This is a genomic window from Psychrobacillus syltrankelensis, assembly GCF_055454035.1.
Genome location: NZ_CM144227.1, coordinates 2,245,913 through 2,263,940, shown reverse-complemented (window position 1 = coordinate 2,263,940; position 18,028 = coordinate 2,245,913). Strand labels below are relative to the sequence as shown.

Annotated in this window: 17 protein-coding genes, 7 tRNA genes and 1 pseudogene; 12 read left to right on the top strand and 13 right to left on the bottom strand. The window is 37.4% G+C overall.

The annotated features are described in order from the left end of the window. Nucleotides 1-71: 71 nt before the first annotated feature. The 8 genes from queF (at nt 72) to ACTSKG_RS10880 (ending at nt 7,816) form a co-directional block, all read left to right on the top strand. On the top strand, nt 72-572 hold the full coding sequence (gene queF, locus ACTSKG_RS10915) for a preQ(1) synthase (RefSeq protein WP_387583522.1): 501 nt from the start codon (nt 72-74) through the stop codon (nt 570-572). 124 nt (nt 573-696) lie between these two features. Further along, a complete protein-coding gene (queC, locus tag ACTSKG_RS10910; protein ID WP_464754650.1) occupies nt 697-1,356 on the top strand; it encodes a 7-cyano-7-deazaguanine synthase QueC in 660 nt (219 codons plus the stop codon). 3 nt (nt 1,357-1,359) lie between these two features. Then, nucleotides 1,360-1,833: a 6-carboxytetrahydropterin synthase QueD gene (gene queD, locus ACTSKG_RS10905; RefSeq protein WP_464754649.1), complete on the top strand. Its 474-nt coding sequence runs from the start codon at nt 1,360-1,362 to the stop codon at nt 1,831-1,833. Continuing rightward, nucleotides 1,826-2,554, top strand: coding sequence for a 7-carboxy-7-deazaguanine synthase QueE (gene queE, locus ACTSKG_RS10900; RefSeq protein WP_464754648.1), 729 nt, complete (start codon nt 1,826-1,828; stop codon nt 2,552-2,554). Before queD ends, queE begins: the two co-directional genes overlap by 8 nt. A gap of 45 nt (nt 2,555-2,599) precedes the next feature. Beyond that, on the top strand, nt 2,600-3,139 hold the full coding sequence (locus ACTSKG_RS10895) for a VUT family protein (RefSeq protein ID WP_464754647.1): 540 nt from the start codon (nt 2,600-2,602) through the stop codon (nt 3,137-3,139). 409 nt (nt 3,140-3,548) lie between these two features. Continuing rightward, nucleotides 3,549-4,508, top strand: a complete 960-nt coding sequence (locus tag ACTSKG_RS10890) for an ornithine cyclodeaminase family protein (protein WP_464754646.1) — start codon at nt 3,549-3,551, stop codon at nt 4,506-4,508. Next, the gene (locus ACTSKG_RS10885; RefSeq protein WP_464754645.1) at nt 4,501-5,676 is read left to right on the top strand and encodes a dipeptidase; all 1,176 of its coding nucleotides are present in this window, start codon (nt 4,501-4,503) and stop codon (nt 5,674-5,676) included. The genes ACTSKG_RS10890 and ACTSKG_RS10885 overlap by 8 nt, the downstream gene beginning before the upstream one ends. After that, the gene (locus tag ACTSKG_RS10880) at nt 5,669-7,816 is read left to right on the top strand and encodes a CocE/NonD family hydrolase (protein WP_464754644.1); all 2,148 of its coding nucleotides are present in this window, start codon (nt 5,669-5,671) and stop codon (nt 7,814-7,816) included. The genes ACTSKG_RS10885 and ACTSKG_RS10880 overlap by 8 nt, the downstream gene beginning before the upstream one ends. A gap of 234 nt (nt 7,817-8,050) precedes the next feature. On the opposite strand, the gene ACTSKG_RS10875 is transcribed toward ACTSKG_RS10880, so the two are convergent. After that, nucleotides 8,051-8,869 carry a purine-nucleoside phosphorylase gene (locus tag ACTSKG_RS10875; protein ID WP_464754643.1) on the bottom strand — a complete coding sequence of 273 codons (819 nt, stop codon included), beginning with the start codon at nt 8,867-8,869 and terminating at the stop codon, nt 8,051-8,053. A 168-nt stretch (nt 8,870-9,037) separates the two neighbouring features. On the opposite strand from ACTSKG_RS10875, the gene ACTSKG_RS10870 reads away from it, so the two are divergent. Then, nucleotides 9,038-9,409 (top strand): hypothetical protein, encoded by a 372-nt coding sequence (locus tag ACTSKG_RS10870; RefSeq protein ID WP_464754642.1) that lies wholly within the window; start codon nt 9,038-9,040, stop codon nt 9,407-9,409. A 260-nt stretch (nt 9,410-9,669) separates the two neighbouring features. On the opposite strand, the gene ACTSKG_RS10865 is transcribed toward ACTSKG_RS10870, so the two are convergent. From ACTSKG_RS10865 to ACTSKG_RS10820, 10 genes are all read right to left on the bottom strand, one after another. Further along, nucleotides 9,670-10,545 carry a radical SAM/SPASM domain-containing protein gene (locus ACTSKG_RS10865; protein ID WP_464754641.1) on the bottom strand — a complete coding sequence of 292 codons (876 nt, stop codon included), beginning with the start codon at nt 10,543-10,545 and terminating at the stop codon, nt 9,670-9,672. Between the two features lie 158 nt (nt 10,546-10,703). Then, a complete protein-coding gene (locus tag ACTSKG_RS10860) occupies nt 10,704-11,516 on the bottom strand; it encodes an aldo/keto reductase (RefSeq protein WP_464754640.1) in 813 nt (270 codons plus the stop codon). Between the two features lie 267 nt (nt 11,517-11,783). Next, nucleotides 11,784-11,855, bottom strand: a tRNA-Glu gene (locus ACTSKG_RS10855). Between the two features lie 7 nt (nt 11,856-11,862). Next, a tRNA-Ser gene (locus ACTSKG_RS10850) sits at nt 11,863-11,953 on the bottom strand. 52 nt (nt 11,954-12,005) lie between these two features. After that, a tRNA-Gly gene (locus tag ACTSKG_RS10845) sits at nt 12,006-12,076 on the bottom strand. A 7-nt stretch (nt 12,077-12,083) separates the two neighbouring features. After that, nucleotides 12,084-12,159 (bottom strand) — tRNA-Phe (locus ACTSKG_RS10840). Between the two features lie 255 nt (nt 12,160-12,414). Continuing rightward, nucleotides 12,415-12,490 (bottom strand) — tRNA-Asp (locus tag ACTSKG_RS10835). Nucleotides 12,491-12,493: 3 nt separating this feature from the next. Then, nucleotides 12,494-12,570: transfer RNA gene (locus ACTSKG_RS10830), tRNA-Met, on the bottom strand. A 197-nt stretch (nt 12,571-12,767) separates the two neighbouring features. Beyond that, a tRNA-Ser gene (locus ACTSKG_RS10825) sits at nt 12,768-12,860 on the bottom strand. A 590-nt stretch (nt 12,861-13,450) separates the two neighbouring features. Next, complete coding sequence (locus tag ACTSKG_RS10820; protein WP_464758013.1) at nt 13,451-14,089, bottom strand: hypothetical protein; 639 nt, start codon at nt 14,087-14,089, stop codon at nt 13,451-13,453. A gap of 165 nt (nt 14,090-14,254) precedes the next feature. Here ACTSKG_RS10820 and tlp point away from each other — a divergent pair, with 165 nt between their 5' ends. From tlp to ACTSKG_RS10805, 3 genes are all read left to right on the top strand, one after another. After that, a complete protein-coding gene (gene tlp, locus ACTSKG_RS10815) occupies nt 14,255-14,497 on the top strand; it encodes a small acid-soluble spore protein Tlp (RefSeq protein WP_464754639.1) in 243 nt (80 codons plus the stop codon). 378 nt (nt 14,498-14,875) lie between these two features. After that, complete coding sequence (locus tag ACTSKG_RS10810; protein ID WP_464754638.1) at nt 14,876-16,408, top strand: DEAD/DEAH box helicase; 1,533 nt, start codon at nt 14,876-14,878, stop codon at nt 16,406-16,408. An 11-nt stretch (nt 16,409-16,419) separates the two neighbouring features. Continuing rightward, entirely contained in the window at nt 16,420-17,199 is a 780-nt protein-coding gene (locus ACTSKG_RS10805; RefSeq protein WP_464754637.1) for a YqhG family protein, read from the top strand. A gap of 207 nt (nt 17,200-17,406) precedes the next feature. Here the strand turns inward: ACTSKG_RS10805 and ACTSKG_RS10800 are convergent, their stop codons facing one another. Together ACTSKG_RS10800 and ACTSKG_RS10795 are read right to left on the bottom strand one after the other, a co-directional pair. Further along, a complete protein-coding gene (locus tag ACTSKG_RS10800; protein ID WP_464754636.1) occupies nt 17,407-17,727 on the bottom strand; it encodes a solute carrier family 23 protein in 321 nt (106 codons plus the stop codon). Continuing rightward, nucleotides 17,709-17,975, bottom strand: a pseudogene (locus ACTSKG_RS10795) (guanine deaminase); the annotation flags it as partial. The pseudogene ACTSKG_RS10795 and the gene ACTSKG_RS10800, both read right to left, overlap by 19 nt. Nucleotides 17,976-18,028: the final 53 nt, after the last annotated feature.

Sequence of the window (18,028 nt, the reverse complement as noted above, 5' to 3'; positions counted from 1 at the left end):
GTTTGTAATAGAATGTTTGTAGATACCTCTTTTGAAAAGTGTTGGGAAACTTTTTAATGGGAGGTTTTTTTATGTCTGGAAGAAGTCATGAAGAAGGTTTAAAGGATTTAACATTGTTAGGTAATCAAGGTACGCAGTATTCATTCGATTATGCGCCAGAGGTATTGGAGTCGGTAGATAGTCTTCATTCTAATCGTGATTATTTCGTGAAATTTAATTGTCCAGAATTCACTAGTTTATGCCCGATTACACAACAGCCTGATTTTGCAACGATGTATATTTCGTACATACCGGATAAAAAAATTGTAGAAAGTAAATCTCTAAAATTATATTTATTTAGTTTTAGGAACCATGGTGATTTTCATGAAGATTGCGTCAACATCATCATGGACGATTTAATTAAGCTACTTGATCCAAGGTACATAGAGGTTTGGGGGAAATTCACACCACGTGGAGGGATTTCCATTGATCCATGGTGCAACTATGGTAAACCGGGTACCAAATACGAAGAGATGGCAAATTTTCGTTTGATGAACCATGATCTTTACCCAGAAAAAATAGACAATCGATAAACGAGGAATTAAATAGTCCACGTTGCGAAGGAAGAGGTTTTTAGCTACCCTCTTTAAAAAACTAAGAAGAGAAAAGTATTCTTTTTTAAGTTGCTTTTTTCTCGTTATAAGGGAGTCTTTACAGATGAAGCAGGAAAAAGCAATTATTGTGTTTAGTGGTGGTCAGGACAGCACGACTTGTCTGTTCTGGGCAAAAGAACGTTTTAAAGAGGTAGAGGCAGTGACTTTTGATTATGGTCAAAGGCATAGCCTTGAAATTGAATGTGCGAAAGAGATAGCAAGGGAACTCGGTATCAAGCATCATATTCTTGATATGTCGCTTCTGAATCAGCTTGCACCAAACGCATTGACAAGAGAAGACATAAAAGTAGAAGACGGTGAAGAAGGTGATCTTCCATCGACTTTTGTTCCAGGAAGAAATCTGCTCTTTCTTTCATTTGCTGGAGTTTTAGCAAGCCAAATAGGGGCAAAGCATATCGTGACTGGAGTTTGTGAAACGGATTTTAGTGGATATCCGGATTGCCGTGATGTTTTTATTAAATCCTTGAACGTAACGTTAAATTTATCTATGGACGATACCTTTGTGATTGATACACCGCTAATGTGGCTGAACAAAGCACAGACATGGGAACTTGCCAATCAGCTCGGGGCGCTTGAGTTTGTTCGAGAGAAAACGTTGACTTGCTATAACGGTGTAATTGCAGATGGATGTGGTGAGTGCCCGGCCTGTAAACTGCGCCAAAAAGGGCTTGATGAGTATTTAAGCTTCAAGAAGGAGTCCTAAGGCATGTCTGATTTTAGAATTGTCGATAAGCTCCAAAAAATAGAGGAAGATATTCAAAGAAGTCAATTGAGCTATCATTCCAAACGTGTTCTCGTGAGTAAGGAATTTACCTTTGATGCTGCCCATCATTTACATAACTATGAGGGGAAATGTAAAAACCTTCATGGCCATACGTATCGTGCCGTTTTAGGTTTGAGTGGATACACGGATGAACGTGGCTTGATGATTGATTTTGGCGATATAAAAGAAATATGGAAACAAAAAATAGAGATATATTTGGATCATCGTTATTTAAATGAAACCCTTCCTCCGATGAATACGACAGCAGAGAACATCGTTGTCTGGATCTACGAAAAGTTGGTGGAAGTCCTGCTGGATTATCCACGAAATAATGGGGCGCGTGTAGAATTTATCAGACTATACGAAACTCCGACTAGTTATGCTGAAGCAAGACGGGAGTGGATGGAAGTTGAGTAAGGTACCCGTAATGGAGATTTTTGGACCGACGATTCAAGGAGAGGGAATGGTTGTGGGTCAGAAGACAATGTTTGTGCGGACTGCCGGTTGTGACTATTCCTGTTCCTGGTGTGATTCATCGTTTACATGGGATGGCAGCGGCAAGCATCTGATTGTCCAAATGACAGCAGAAGAAATTTGGTCTGAGTTGAAACGTCTAGGAGGCAATGGTTTTTCATTTGTCACGATTTCGGGTGGAAATCCGGTACTTCTTCGAAATTTGGAAGCACTAATTAAGATTTTAAAAGATAACAATATTAAAATCGGAGTTGAGACACAGGGAAGCAAATGGCAGGAATGGCTGTTTGATATCGATGAACTGACGATTTCACCTAAGCCTCCCAGTTCCGGAATGACTACGGATTTCTCTATGCTCTCTGATATCTTTGAAAAACTTAAAAATCGAGATAGAGAGCAGCATATATCCCTCAAAGTAGTAATTTTTAATCAAGAGGATTATGAATATGCCAAACAAGTTCACCACCAATATCCGATGATTCCTTTTTATCTCCAGGTCGGTAATGATGATATCACGGCGACTGACAATCCACAGCTGATCGGCCATTTATTAGAAAAATATGAAGAGCTGATAGACTGGGTAATTGCGGATGATGAATTAAGAGATGTCAAAGTACTTCCACAGCTACATGCCCTTGTTTGGGGAAATAAAAGAGGGGTTTAGTGGTCTGCAACAAAACTGATTTAAATTTACTTGAGGAGTAACAACATGAGATTATTATTTTATGTAATATCTATTATCACCGCTAATGTGGTAACTGCAGCATTTGCACCATTACAGTTTGGAATGTTTATTGTTCCTATGGGAACTCTACTGATTGGAGCGACCTTCATTTTCCGGGATCTGGTGCAAAATAAATATGGCAGAGCAAAGACGTATTTGTTTATTTTTACAGCATTAATCTTATCAGCATTGGCTTCATACATACTGGGAGATACACTATTGATAGTGGCTGCATCTGCACTTTCATTTGTTGTCTCTGAAACAGCTGATACAGAGATCTATACACGTTTAAAACTACCAATGTCTTGGCGTGTGTTTTACAGTGGAATCGTAGGAGGATTTCTTGATTCTGTCATTTTCGTAATAATTGGCTTGAGTCCGCTCGGAGCCAATATACTACCCTGGGAAGCCGTGCCTGCAGCTATTTTTGGTCAAATTATTGTGAAGACTATTATTCAAATGTTCGGTGCACTGATTTTGAATCAAGTTCATGTAAGTAAGGAAAAACGTCTTATTTCAGAATAATTCTACTAAAAAGGCCTATTTAGATTTTTGAATAGGTCTTTTTTATATGGAATACGATAGTTTTTAACATTAAAGACAGATCGGTATATAAATTTCCTCAAAAACATAACCCGGGGGCTTATGAACCATAGGAGGCTAAACAGTGTGATTGACTTTTAGTAACTCCAGTAAATATTAGTATGTAATAACCTGGGTAGGAAATAGCTTTTCTATCCAACTTCGTAATTTACCTCAAATGATTACAGTTCCCTTCATTTTTATAGCCAACTCAAAGAAAAATTGAATAATAAACTTACTCATATTATTTAGGAATATAAACTATCTGAGTATTATAAAGAGTGAGTTATTTGTATGTTAAACTAATTTTACAACTGTTTTTGAATTTCTTGAAATTTGGGGGGGACTTGTTATGTTGTTCATTAGCAAAGATGAAGTAAATGATTTATTATCGATGAAATCTTGTATCCAAGTGATGGAATTGGCTTTGATTGATTTAGCTAACGGGGAAGCAGTCCAAGTGTTACGTTCGGTTTTTCCAATAGGGGATGGAAATGTATTAGGGCAAATGCCAGGCTATTTAAAAAGAAATGAAACAATTGGCACAAAAGTAATCACTGTATTTCCTAATAATCACAAGGAAGGTTTGCCCTCACATCAAGGAGTTGTATTGCTATTTGATGCAAAGGATGGAACATTAATGGCGGTTGTAGATGGTTCGGAAATAACTGCGATTAGAACCGCTGCTGTTAGTGCACTTGCAACTGATCAATTAGCCAGAGAGAAAGCGGAAATATTATGTATTTTGGGAGCAGGAACGCAAGCAAGAACACATTTGGAAGCTATGTTAGCAGTTAGGCCTATTAAACTAGTGAAAGTATGGAGTAATAATCCCAAGACAGCAACTTTATTTAAGGAAGAAATGGAACTGAAATTTAATATAACCATAACCGTATGTAGTAATGCGAAAGATGCAGCATTTGATGCGGATATCATCTGTACCGTCACTTCTTCCAAGCAACCAGTTTTAAAGGGAGCTTGGGTTAAAGAAGGTGCTCATGTGAATGCAATCGGAGCGTGCCAACCAACTGATAGGGAATTAGATTCGGAACTTGTCAAAAAATCCAAGTTTTACGTCGACAGTGTAGATTCTGCGCAAAATGAGTCAGGTGATTATTTGATTCCATTAAAAGAAGGGGTCATAGAGCACAATCATATTGTGGGGGAAATAGGTGAACTATTAATCACTAAAAGTACAGGCAGGGTATCGGAAACAGATATTACGATTTACAAATCGCTAGGATTAGCAATTGAGGATATTGCAGCAGCTAATTTTATATATGAACAGATAGTGGGGAGATTCAATGATTAATTTTCAAAAAGGGCTATTCGATTTCCAATTAACAAAAAAAGAGGAAGAAAGAGCAAAGAAGCTACATAACGATAGTATTATTATTGATTTGTTATTTCAAGGACCATTATCACCGCTAGCAATTTCAGAAGAGATTTCAGTGGAATTAAAAAAGAGTTGCGAACCGTTTCAAGATGACCCTATGGCTTATAGTGCGATGCCTCGAAAAATTATTGCAAAAATGTCAGCAAATAATGAAATTCCAGCATTTAAAGAAGAGTGGTACCAATCGGGAATCACCGCTGCAAATAGACAATTAAGTTTATCAGATCATGAAAGTATTATTTCAAGTATGGCAGAAGTACAAATGCAATTCGATAAACTACCTTGGTTAATGAAAGCTCTATTTGCTGATGATATTAAGCGAGCGAAAGAAAATAATGTTAAGGCGGGAATTGTGACAGCTCAGGAAACGGAAGGCCTTGGCACAAATCTTGAACTACTTGATGCAATGCACGATTTTGGATTGAGGGTGCTTCAACTAACATATAATACACAAAATTATATTGGTGCCGGTTGTGCGGAACAATCGAATGCGGGGCTTACCAATTTTGGAGTTAAATTTGTTGCGCGCCTTAATGAACTTGGTATTGTCGTAGATACAGGACATTGTGGAAAGCAAACAACATTAGATGCGTGTAACTATTCAACTAAACCAGTAATCTCATCACATACAGGAGTAGAAAGTATTTTTAACCATATGAGATGTAAAAGTGATGAAGAAATAGTGGCAATCGCGAAAACAGGTGGAGTAATTGGAGTATTTGCGATGCCGTGGTTTGTGCACGATGATCCAAATGCTACGACAATTAACCATGTATTGGATCATATTGACTACATCGTTAACTTGGTAGGCATTGATCACGTTGGTATTGGAACTGATTGGCCGATGAGTGATGTAACTTGGTCGTTAGTTTACTTTAAAGAAAAGATTGCTCCTCTTTTAGGATTTAAAAAAGGAGATGGTCCATCAACAGAAACGGTTGCAGGCTTGGAAAAGTATAGTTATTTTATTAATTTCACTAGGGGTTTAGTGAGAAGAGGTTATAAGGATGAAGATATTCAAAAGATAATCGGTGGAAATTGGTTACGAGTTTTCGAAGAGGTATGGGGGAATAGGCATGAGTAATTATTTAAATGAAACGATATTCAATTATTATTGTGCGGGTGTCTATGAAGGTAAAATTAAATTCTGTGACAACAAAATAATGCATTCGAAAGTTAATAAACGCCAGAGAACACAAATGCAAGAAAATATATTGGCGGAAGATTTTCAAGCGAATTTACCGATTCTTCAAATTCATTCCAATTTAGAGTTTTACGCAAAAGCTGATTGGTCAGGTGATGAAGTTCTTCTTGAAAATAAGGATTACTACAAGAAGCATATTTCTTATGATGCGACGATTGAAGACAAAGCAGCAACATCCCAAGTATGGGCTTTTCGAAACAATACAGCTGTCGACGTTGTAACTGTTAATGGAGAAGTGATTGCTTTTGTTTGCCCAAATCGAAACGGTATGGAAATACTCGTGAAAGCTGGTTACGAAGCACTAACACCTTTAGTAGTGTACAACGACCCAAATCTATCAAAACCCGCATATGGTATTAATGATTTAGGCACTTATTTAATTCCGATGAGAGACGGAGTGAAACTGGCTACGGATGTTTATCTTCCAGAGGGAATAGACGATTTAACGAAAGTGCCGACCATTTTAATCAGAACTTGTTATGATCGAAATCAAAAGAAAGAACAATTAATGCGCTGGGTCAATAAAGGCTATGCTGTGGTAAATCAAGATGTTCGCGGTCGTGCGGATTCTGAAGGAAATTTAGTACCGTTTTATTATGAACGTGACGATGGCAGCGATACGATTGATTGGATTATCAAACAGGATTGGTCAGATGGAAATGTTGGGATGTGGGGAGCGTCTTACTTAGGTTATGTTGTAACAGCAGCAGCGACAAGTGGACATCCCAACTTGAAAGCAGTTGTTAATGAAGTAAATGTAGGTTCACCTTTTACCGACACAGTAAGAAGAGGTGGAACCGTGTGTTCTTGGCCGTTGCTCAGTTGGACGTTAGCTCAATCAGTAGGTACTAGAACTGATTTTAGTATATTTGCCGGGGAAGCAGTTAGCGTGGAGGAAGCAGTTGACGCAAGACCAATAAAAGAAATTCCTCAACAAATTATTGGGAAGAACTCAGAGCCATGGGATCTTTGGAGTGAGCATCCGGAGTATGACGACTTTTGGCGAAATTGTACGTATTCTGAAAGAGGGGATCAAGTAAAGGTCCCAATGTTTGTGATTTCTGGATGGTACGATGGGGATGGTCCCGGCGTATCAGAGACTTGGAGGATGTTAACGAAGCACGATGTACCGAACCGGAAAATAGTTCTTGGTCCTTGGGAGCATAATCCAAATAGAGCAAGAGATCTCAAAAATCTACATTTCGGCAATAATTCCGTAGTCTACGATTACGATGTGAATGTGCTCCGGTGGTTTGATCGATATTTAAAGGGAATAGAAAATGGTATCGATAAAGAACCAAGAGCGACATACTATGTTGTTGGCGATAATGAATGGAGAAAGTCAGATGACTGGTCTCCAAAAGAATCTACTACGATGAATTTCTACTTGGCTAGTAATGGCAATGCCAATTCAAGCAATGGAGACGGCTGTTTACAAAATAATACTGCAGAATCTGCCATAATGGATCATTTTACTTATAATCCAAAAGAGCCGTTTGAGTTTAGTGGAGACAGAGAGCCTGACATATTAAATAAACATGAAATTCGAAATGATATACTTGTTTATACAAGTGATGTTCTGAAAGAAAATGTCGTAGTAGCAGGTGAACTTTCCGCCGAAATTTACGCCGCGAGCTCAGGAGTGGACACAGATTGGGTAGTGAATTTAAGTGAAGTCGATGAAACGGGAAACTCGATTCATCTCTCTAACTATATTGTGCGGGCAAAGTATCGAGATGGCTACGATAATCCAAAACTACTGGAACCAGGAGTAGTTGAAAAATATAATATTTACATGCAGCCAATTGCTTATACCTTTAAAAAAGGAAATAAGATTAGATTCTCAATCACATCTTCCAGCAAATTTGTAGCATTCCCTAATTCGAACACCGGAGAAAATCCTTATGAAGATCCAAAGGAAACGGTTGTTAAACAAAGTGTATACCATACAAAAAAGTATCCAAGCCATGTAAAATTACCGGTTTTATCTAATGAATGGCATCCCCTAATTTTTATGTAAAGGGAATTGATGTTTACTGAGCTTTTGCACCATTAGTCGTATGAATTCTAACTATAAAAAGTAACCCATCCAAGTTGCATTTGGATGGGTTAATCCTATTTGTTAGTAGATTTTCCTTGAGGGAACCCACTATTATATTTAACTGTTTGGTGGATTAACATCAAGCGGTCTTTATTATTGATCAGATGTTACTTCTAGAATCGGACAGTGCCTAAAATAAAGTCAGATCAACAATTAAATCTCTCCCAAAACACCTTTAACTAATTCAATAAATTTAACTCTTACTTTACTAGCAACTTCAATAACTTCGTCGTGATTTAATGGCTGATCTAATATTCCACATGCCATATTCGTTAAGCAAGAAATACCTAGTACTTTCATACTTGCATGAGTCGCAACAATAGCTTCTGGTACTGTCGACATACCAACAGCATCCGCTCCTAATGTACGGATCATACGGATTTCAGCGGGAGACTCATAGGCAGGTCCACTCCACCATGCATATACGCCTTGTTGCAATTGTATGTTTTGTTCGGTCGCTACTTTAGTTGCAATATTACGCAGATCCTTGTTATACACTTGTGATAAATCTGGGAAACGAGTTCCTAATTCATCATTATTTGGCCCCATTAATGGATTAGTTCCAACTAGATTAAGGTGATCCGTAATTAACATCAAATCTCCAGGGGTAAAGCTTGTATTAACCGCTCCACATGCATTAGTAATAATCAAATTCTCTATACCTAGTGCTTTCATTACACGTATTGGAAAGGTTACTTCATCTAAAGTATACCCTTCATAATAATGAAAACGACCTTTCATAGCCGCTACGATCTTTCCATTTAATTCTCCAATAACAAGTTCGTTCGCATGTCCAATAGCTTCTGACTTTGCGAAGTGAGGAATTGTGCTATAAGGGATTTGGACAGGGTTCTTAATCTCATCTGCGAGTGTTCCTAAACCAGAACCAAGAATTAGTCCAATCACAGGTTGATAATCTGTCTTGCTCATAATAAAATCTTTCGCTTCTAAAATATCTTGAATGTTGTGCATAAATAATTCCTCCTTGAAACATAAAAAAACAGGTTAACAACAAAATTTTACGGGAGAGAAGGGGTATTGTAAAGAAAACTATATAAATGTCTCTTTTATAGCAACGATTAGTAACACTTTCTATAAAGCCTATGTATAGTTGTAACAAATTGAGAGGTGGAGAGCATTATGGAAAAATCAAATGTAATAGACTTTTTCTCCAGACAGACCTATGAAAATCTTATTAAGAGAAACTCTAGCAACATCGACGACTGGACGGCTAAATACGGTGTCTATTTAGGTTGCTTAACGGAAAAAGACACAAAGATATTTCGAAATTTAATAGCTGTATTAGAATTTAAAAAGGAACAAATTAATCATTTAACAATGGAATGGGAAACTCTCTACAGCGAACAACAATCGTTTCTCCAATATTGCATAGAATTCTTAAAAGTACCCAAAGCAGAAAGTATAAACTTGGAGAAAGATTTATTGTCAGTTGGCGAGAATGGGCATACTTGGATTATTTATGATTCCGAGGCGATTAAAAAAGAGCAATAACCTACTTTTAAAAGAATAGGAAAGTATCTAATCTCTAATTACCCAAACCTAATGCATCATGTCTCTAAATATTCCAAGTGGGCGACGGACAAACATTCGTCGCATGATTACCGAAAAAGAGGATCTGGAAGTGATAGTCGCTTCCGGATCCTCCATAAAAGGTGTAGCCAATGTTTAGTCCAAAGCACTCGAGAAGTGGTGTTGACAAGATGCACTTAAAGGACGCTAGCATTTTTCTTATAAAATTATTCTAAATATCCTTAAACCCCAAATCTCTGTCTATATCCGCACTTTCTACACATTTCTTCCACAGCTTCTCTTCGCGTAAACCCGTCGTAGAGGGCGTTTGCTCGTTCGCCTTCTACAATTTCAGAGAAAGAGGTTTTATTGATATTCCCGAGATTGATCACACCTTCACCGTCTAAACAACAAGGGACAACGGTTCCATCCACAAGAATGGCTGCTTGACTGCGAAGGGCATGACAAAATCCTTTTCCATCATCCTCTGGTGCAAGTAAACTTGGCCATTGGAATTCATGATCCTGGTTGATATAGATTCGCTCTGCAATTTTAATCCCACTGCCTGGCACTACTTTTTCTTCAATCTTGTAATCCAGGTCAAATTCTTTTTCCAAGATTTCCAATGTCTCTTGGTTTCTTCTTTTATCTTCATTCGTTGCATTTTCTCGTTGAAGATTCCATAAACGGAAGGATATTATAACACCTTGTTCCGCAGCTTCTTTGGCAAAATCCAGAATGGTAGTTAGGTATTGTTCTCGATTTGTCGATCCTTCATGACCGTCAAAACTATGAAGGGAGAAGTTCATTTGGCGAAGCGCTGGTTTCCCCAATAACTTATGTCTGTTTTTTGTGATGAGTGTACCGTTTGTCGTTATATTTACCTTGAATCCTTTAGCGTGGCTAGCATCCAGCAATTGATCAATTCGAGGATGGAGAAGAGGCTCCCCTTTAACATGAAGATAAATATACTTCGTATGAGGTTTGATCTGATCTAATATGTTATTAAATGCATCTAATTTAATGATATTCGCCTTTCTACTTGTGGGAGGGCAGAAACTACAAGCAAGATTACAGACACTTGTAATTTCGATATACATTTTTTTGAATGTTTTCAAGGTTTATTCACCGTTCCAGTTCTGATTTATTAAAATGACTACACTCATTTTAACAGAATTACATACTTCAAGAGGATATTATTTTAGGTTTTTGATGTGAAAGAATAAATACATGGAAAAACCTGCCTTCGAAAGAAGTCAGGCTTACTCATTTGCTATTAAAATTCGATTTCGTCTGGATCGGGGCCAATGCGTTCATTTGTTGCAATTGCATCTATAGCGGCTTGATCTTCCGAAGAAAGTTCGAAGTCAAATACGTTTAAGTTCTCTTGAATACGACTTGATGTCACTGATTTTGGTAAGGCAACATGACCCGATTGTAAATGCCAGCGAAGTAAGATTTGGGAAGGTGTTTTTTCATATTTATTCGCCAAGTCGTGGAATAAGCCGATCTCCATAAATTTCCCTTGCATTAATGGGCTCCAAGCTTCTACATGAATACCTTCGCCTTTTAAGTATGCTACGAAGTCTTTTTGAGGCAACTGAGGGTGCAACTCGATTTGGTTGACCATTGGCGTCATTAAACCGGCTTCCTTCAATTGTTCCAAATGATGTTGCTTGAAGTTAGAAACACCAATTGCTTTCACTTTACCTTCTACATATAACTCCACTAGTGCACGGTACGCTTCTACAATACCATCCACTGGCCAGTGTAATAAGCAAAGGTCAAGGTAATCGGTATTTAAACGGTCTAATGATTCTTGGAATGCCTCTTTCGTACGCCCAGCACGGATGTCGTCATTCCAAATTTTAGACGTCAAGAATATATCCTCACGCGCTACACCAGAAGCGGCGATACCTTTTGCGACACCTTCCTCGTTCTTATAAACGGCTGCAGTATCAATATGTCGATAACCTACACGAAGAGCTTCTTCAACTGCACCCGGCGCTTCTGTGTCGTTATCAACTCGCCAAACTCCAAAACCAATTTGTGGTATTTTAATGCCGTTACTAAGTGTAATGAAATCCATAGATATTTCTCCTCCCTTTTACTTTATTTTACCATCTGCCAGTTTGATAAACCAATAAGTTGTACCTACTGATAATATGCCTTTAGAAATCGTTCGAAACTGTTTAATTGTCTTTTTTAAAAAACAAAACTTAGATTGTAAGAGGTAAGAGAAGAAGTGGGGAAGTTCTAATTGAAAAGAGAAAAAATTTGGAAGAATAACAAACGAGAAGGGGAGACAAAAAAAGAGATCGAGAATCCTTATAGATTCTCAATCTCTTTATAAATATGACCCCTACGGGATTCGAACCCGTGTTACCGCCGTGAAAGGGCGGTGTCTTAACCGCTTGACCAAGGGGCCTTACATCTGGCGGAGAAGGAGGGATTTGAACCCTCGCGCCGGTTACCCGACCTACACCCTTAGCAGGGGCGCCTCTTCAGCCGCTTGAGTACTTCCCCGTATAAAATTAGCTTTAGCCCATTGAAGGAACTAAAGCTAAATAATTGTTTAAGCGGGTGAAGAGAATCGAACTCTCATCATCAGCTTGGAAGGCTGAGGTTTTACCACTAAACTACACCCGCATAAAAATGGTGGCTCAGGACGGAATCGAACCGCCGACACAAGGATTTTCAGTCCTTTGCTCTACCGACTGAGCTACTGAGCCTCTTCGATTTACGCTAAGCGGCACATCTCTTCGTCAGCTGCACTCGTTCATTTAGTCACGTACTTTAGTACGCTCCTGCATTCACTCAATTGCTTCCTTGATCTGTTTGCTTATCCTAAATCTCTATTCGATTTACGCTAAACGTCGAATCTCTTTGTCAGCTTCATTCGTTCAATCAGTCACGTATTTTTGTACGCTCCTTCCTTCACTCAATCGCTTCCTCGACCTTCTCGCTTATCTCAAATCTCTAAAAAATGGCGGTCCCGACCGGGATCGAACCGGCGATCTCCTGCGTGACAGGCAGGCATGTTAACCGCTACACCACGGGACCATTTGGTTGCGGGGACAGGATTTGAACCTGTGACCTTCGGGTTATGAGCCCGACGAGCTACCGAACTGCTCCACCCCGCGACAATAATATACTTGCTAACAAAATCTACTACGCTTGAAGAAAGTAGGACACCTGCTTCGGCTGCGCCTGCATCGGTGTTAATCGTCATCTACGTTTGACGATTTGCTCCACCCCGCGAAAATAACAAACTTTATAAAATTAATAATAACACAAACTAACATAAAAAAAGTAGTTTTGTATATATAATTTTTGAAAATGGAGGAGGAAGAGGGATTCGAACCCCCGCGCGGTATGACCCGCCTGTCGGTTTTCAAGACCGATCCCTTCAGCCAGACTTGGGTATTCCTCCACGATATTGTTTAGCTACTAAATAATTATTAGCGACAAGATATATTATAAGCTGTTTTGCATAAAAAAGGCAATACTTTTTTTGAAAATAGTATAAAAAGGATAAACACGAAAAATTTCATTATCTAATTGATTGTATTCTTAACCAAAAAAATATATACCTCCAATTCTATTGGAGGTACTGATAAAACTCTAAATTAGTTTTTTTGATAGTAACTGAATCAATTTCATAAATAGCATTAAAATACTAAAACACGAACAATACTGAACTTATTGATTGGAGCGACAGGCGGTGACTCCAGCGGGATGAGTGAGACAGATGAGACATCGCAAACGACGCGAATGCGGCGGTGACGGCTCATCGCTCACCCCGCGGAAAGCGTCCGCCGATAGCGGAAATCATGCTGTTTTATGAAGCGGATATTATACGTGTTCATGCATTTCACTTTAAAATCGTTCGTGTTTTATCTCTAGATTTGAATTGTGAAATTGATTCAACTACTTGTTGAATTATACCTCGTATAAATTTTCTTATCTGATACATTTTAAGAGGCAAGAAATGTGTTCGTTAATGCTAAGAAATTTAAATGTTTAGTCGTTTATGATTTCATCATACCCAATCAAATTATCTACATGGCTCGCTATCATCGCAATAATTGTATTAACCTCTTCCTTTTTAAATGAAAAAGTGCTTTCATCTTCAAAAAGTTCCTTATCTTCTACCCAAATTCGGCTGACCCTACGGAGTACTCCATCTCCGTTTGCACTGTCTTTTCCAAATTGATAGGTTACCTCTATCTTATCTTCTATGTGAAAAGCTGTAACCTCGGGGGTTTCCCATTCTACTTCTATTTCTTCAAGCGTGACTTCCTCATCAAGAACTTCATATTCATTGCTATTTTCATCTACATAAAATACTTCATCCATAAATTCATGAAACATTTCATGAACAGCTTCAACTACATCGGTAATATCCTCCAAAATTATTCTTGTAGGCTGTTGGAGAGTAACATCGAAGCTTTCTACATAAAACTCTTCATTATAGGGATCGAATAGAAGTGTGCAAAAGTAATCTCTTTCATCTTCTTCGGTACCGACAAAAAATTCTATTCGCGGATGTTTTGACCCGCGATTGATATTCATATGGCCAACTTGGTCATACTTTTCACAAATAGATTCCAAATTTTCCTGTAGCTCTCCCGTTACTCTGTTAAACCATTCCATGGTCATGTCATTACCGCCTTTTTTCTTTTTTTCTTTTTTCCTCATTTAGGTTGTCCTATTTTGGTACGTTTATAACATGCTATTTATTTAAATTTTTCAGAAAAGGATAGATTTTATTAGATTGGGGAAGATATATTTTGTGTGACTTATTAAAAAGAAGGAGGAATAAAAGTGCCAAGAAACAATCCAAAACCAGATGATCGATCAGATAATGTTGAAAAGCTACAAGAAATGGTGAAAAATACAATTGGAAACATGGAAGCTGCTGAAGAAACCATGGATTTCCTTGATGGTAATGAAAAAGAGGTACTGAGACAAAAAAATGAACGCCGTAAAAAGAGTTTGGAAGGTTTTAGACAAGAAATTTTAGATGAAGCTGCAGCACGCAAAAATGGCTATTCTGGCGATCATTAATATATTTGGAAAAGATTTAGAAAGAATGTGAATTTTCATGCCATCAACCTAGCGTTGATGGCATTTTTTCAAATTATTTAAACCAAACGCATCATGTTCTCACAAATTAGGGGAGGGAACGGTCAAATATTCGGCAAAAAAATGAGGAGTTGAAATTGACCTTGTTACTTTCAACTCCTCCCAAAATCCACCGGTAATAGTGTAGCCACGAGTAACCGCAGGTGCAAATGTTTCCTCCAAAGCACTCCGGAATTATCGAAAACATGATGCACTTTAAGAACGCTCAGAATGTAGTACATGCCTTTCTTTTTTAAAATAATCATAGCGAGTTTATTTCGGGACAAACTATAAAAAAGAAAGTGGCATGAGGTGATAATTATGATAATTGAAAAGTCGACTGATTGGAAAGAGGGATTCATAAAAAGATTGGAAAATCTGGAGCCTTGGCAAAATTGGACCCTGTACAATATGAGCTACGACGTGATGAAAACTAACTTGGTTACAAACTTCACAGGTCTTCAATCTCCGAAATATTTACCCAATTTAACTCCTCTAATCCATCAATTGGAAGCGGCTGAAACGGTAATTGAAAGGATGAACGGAAAGGCAATTCTTGCAGATGAAGTTGGTCTTGGTAAAACCATTGAAGCTGGTTTGATATTGAAGGAATACCTCATTCGTGGACTTGTGAAAAAAGCGTTAATATTGGCTCCTGCGTCACTTATCAATCAATGGGTAGAAGAAATGAATTATAAATTTTACATTCCAGCAATTCCTTATAAAAAAAATACTCCAATAGATTATTACGATATAGTTGTCATGAGCATGGATACGGCGAAAAAAAGCCCACATAAGGAACTTATTTATGCGCAGGAATACGACATGATTATCATAGATGAAGCACATAAACTAAAAAATCATAAAACAAAAATTTACGAGTTTGTTCAAAGCTTGAAGAAGAAGTTTTGTTTGTTGTTAACTGCCACTCCGATTCAAAACGATGTATTCGAGTTATTTTATCTCATATCTTTATTAAAACCAGGGCATCTAGGGAATTATGAGACGTTCCAATCCGCTTTCTCTGCAAGTAAACACAATTTAGAGCATGATGATTATTTAAAAGAATTGGTTAATCAAGTCATGGTAAGAAATAGAAGGCAAGACACCAAAGTTGAATGGACAAATCGTCGTGTTCAAATTATTCCAATAGAATTTACTGAAAAAGAAAGAGAAGTTTATGATCTATTATTAAATCTAAAAAATGTTTCACCCATTTTTTCAGGTGCCTTCTCCATGATTACGCTGCAAAAGGAAATGTGTAGCAGTAAAGAAGCCACATATTTGACTTTAAACAAAATGCGACAAAACTGTGTTGAACCAATTGAAATTGAATACGTGGAAGGGATTATTCAAAGGTTGATGGCACTTGAAATAAATTCGAAAGCGGAAAAAGTATATGAAATTATTTCTCATGCAAATGATAAGGTCATTATTTTTACTGAATATAAAGCGAGTCAAGCTTATTTACAGTGGTACTTAAATTCAAAGGGTATTTCAAGCGTTCTTTTTAACGGACAATTTAACAAAAGTAAACGAGATTGGATGAAGTATTTATTTAAAGAACAAGCACAAGTATTAATAGCAACAGAAGCTGGAGGGGAAGGGATTAACCTTCAATTTTGTCACCATGTTATAAATTATGATTTACCATGGAACCCGATGAAGTTAGAACAACGTATCGGACGTGTTCACCGTTTAGGTCAAGAACATGACGTTCATATATACAATTTAGCAATTGATAACACAATCGAAAAAGACATATTGGATTTGCTTTACGTGAAAATTGATGTTTTTGAAAAAGTAGTTGGTGAGTTAGACGATATTTTATCAGCATTCAAAAAAACTATTTGAGGAGGATAAACATGTACCCACAACAAGTTCACGGCTATTTACAAAAGTTCTTTGAAGAAAATAAATGCCATATTTTAAACAATAATGAGCACTACATGACCATCCAACTAACAATTGATATGGATAAAAAAATTATGAATCGCCCTTATTATTGGCAGTATTTAGAAAGTACAAATGGCGTTCCTAGCCCAGCACAATTAACTTTAATCACCGATCAAAATAAAATAAAGGAAGATATTAAGGGGGAAGTCGTGCACTTTGGTTCCCCTCGTCTTAGTCAACTGTTTTTGGTGACTAAAGAGTTAGGTTCCTTTGTCCAAATGTTTGAGAAGGTAGGAGAGCTTGAAACTAAAGTTATTTTAACCCCTTGGCTGGGGGTGAATTACAAAGTTTCGTATTATAGCGACCAAACGAAAGAAATGGTTTATTCTTTAGGGATAAATTTAATAAGAGGGGAGATTATAGACGGATTCCATGAATCGTTGAGTCAAGTGGAGTTTGATGCAATAATGACCGGAGATGCATTTCACTTACCTTTTATTATTAAGCCAGTCCGCGGACTAGAGCGACTATATGAAGCAATTGAAAATATCATACAAAAAGATGATCATTCTTGGGCAGAAGAGGCAAAAAGTAGATGGAAAAAGGATATGGAAGTACTAGAGCACTTTTATGAAGGTATTGAAAATAAGCCAGAATGTTATGAATTGGAGAAAATGGCATTAGAAGAACAATACAAACCAAAAATTAAAATTGAAATTATTAACGGTGGATTATTTTATATGCGATAGATGAGAAACTTCTATTTAGCAAAGAAGATTTACTTCGATGCATTATCGAGCTCACCTCTAATATGGAGAATAGAAAAGATTACTTGTCGGATAGGACCCAAGACAGGTCATACGGTCATTGAAACATCATGTTGCAATGACTGTATGTTCTGCAATGTAGTTAACGCTTCTTTTGAACCAAAATTATTGCGTATTTTTGGTAATAGTCTATTCAATAGGATTGCTGCTATAGCAGCTGTTGCTACAGGTGAATTTTGGTAACGAGTATAGAAAGTCTTTAGGTATTAATGTTAAAGCTAATGTTAAAATCATTGGCACTGCGATGACATACATTTCTTTTTCGCCAATTTTTTCGTTTTTTATTACTTTCAGACCGCTAATCGCTATCACACCACAAACGATTACGAAAACACCACCAATAACAGCAGATGGAACCGCAGAGATTAAAGCAGATAATTTACTTGAAAAACCAAATAATACAATCCATGCACCTGCAGCGATAAAAACACTGTTCCGGATTGCGCCCATTGCGGGGCATGAACATGCAACTCAACAAAACCTGGTAAGAAATATTGACCATCAGCTAAACGATGGAAATTTTCTTTTCCTTGATAAGTATCTAGCAAGTCTTGATAGTCTGTATCCTCTGGAGCAACTACTTTTTCAATCATTCCGTTGTTATTAATACAGAAAAGATGATTATTAAGGAATTCTACTTCTTTTGATGATTTACTAGTAAAAGCAGTTCCTTGAAAAATTCGCGTATATTCCTTCATATATTCCACCTTAATGTTCGTTTTTGAAATTTTATTGGCTATTATAGATCAAA

What these genes read in the sequence shown, in the direction of transcription:
- ACTSKG_RS10810 (WP_464754638.1), top strand. Translation starts at nt 14,876, where the DNA reads ATGATAATTGAAAAGTCGACTGATTGGAAAGAGGGATTCATAAAAAGA.
- queD (WP_464754649.1), top strand. Translation starts at nt 1,360, where the DNA reads ATGTCTGATTTTAGAATTGTCGATAAGCTCCAAAAAATAGAGGAAGAT.
- ACTSKG_RS10895 (WP_464754647.1), top strand. Translation starts at nt 2,600, where the DNA reads ATGAGATTATTATTTTATGTAATATCTATTATCACCGCTAATGTGGTA.
- ACTSKG_RS10820 (WP_464758013.1), bottom strand. Translation starts at nt 14,089, where the DNA reads ATGACCATGGAATGGTTTAACAGAGTAACGGGAGAGCTACAGGAAAAT.
- queC (WP_464754650.1), top strand. Translation starts at nt 697, where the DNA reads ATGAAGCAGGAAAAAGCAATTATTGTGTTTAGTGGTGGTCAGGACAGC.
- ACTSKG_RS10870 (WP_464754642.1), top strand. Translation starts at nt 9,038, where the DNA reads ATGGAAAAATCAAATGTAATAGACTTTTTCTCCAGACAGACCTATGAA.
- ACTSKG_RS10875 (WP_464754643.1), bottom strand. Translation starts at nt 8,869, where the DNA reads ATGCACAACATTCAAGATATTTTAGAAGCGAAAGATTTTATTATGAGC.
- ACTSKG_RS10805 (WP_464754637.1), top strand. Translation starts at nt 16,420, where the DNA reads ATGTACCCACAACAAGTTCACGGCTATTTACAAAAGTTCTTTGAAGAA.
- ACTSKG_RS10800 (WP_464754636.1), bottom strand. Translation starts at nt 17,727, where the DNA reads ATGGGCGCAATCCGGAACAGTGTTTTTATCGCTGCAGGTGCATGGATT.
- ACTSKG_RS10885 (WP_464754645.1), top strand. Translation starts at nt 4,501, where the DNA reads ATGATTAATTTTCAAAAAGGGCTATTCGATTTCCAATTAACAAAAAAA.
- ACTSKG_RS10860 (WP_464754640.1), bottom strand. Translation starts at nt 11,516, where the DNA reads ATGGATTTCATTACACTTAGTAACGGCATTAAAATACCACAAATTGGT.
- queF (WP_387583522.1), top strand. Translation starts at nt 72, where the DNA reads ATGTCTGGAAGAAGTCATGAAGAAGGTTTAAAGGATTTAACATTGTTA.
- ACTSKG_RS10890 (WP_464754646.1), top strand. Translation starts at nt 3,549, where the DNA reads ATGTTGTTCATTAGCAAAGATGAAGTAAATGATTTATTATCGATGAAA.
- ACTSKG_RS10880 (WP_464754644.1), top strand. Translation starts at nt 5,669, where the DNA reads ATGAGTAATTATTTAAATGAAACGATATTCAATTATTATTGTGCGGGT.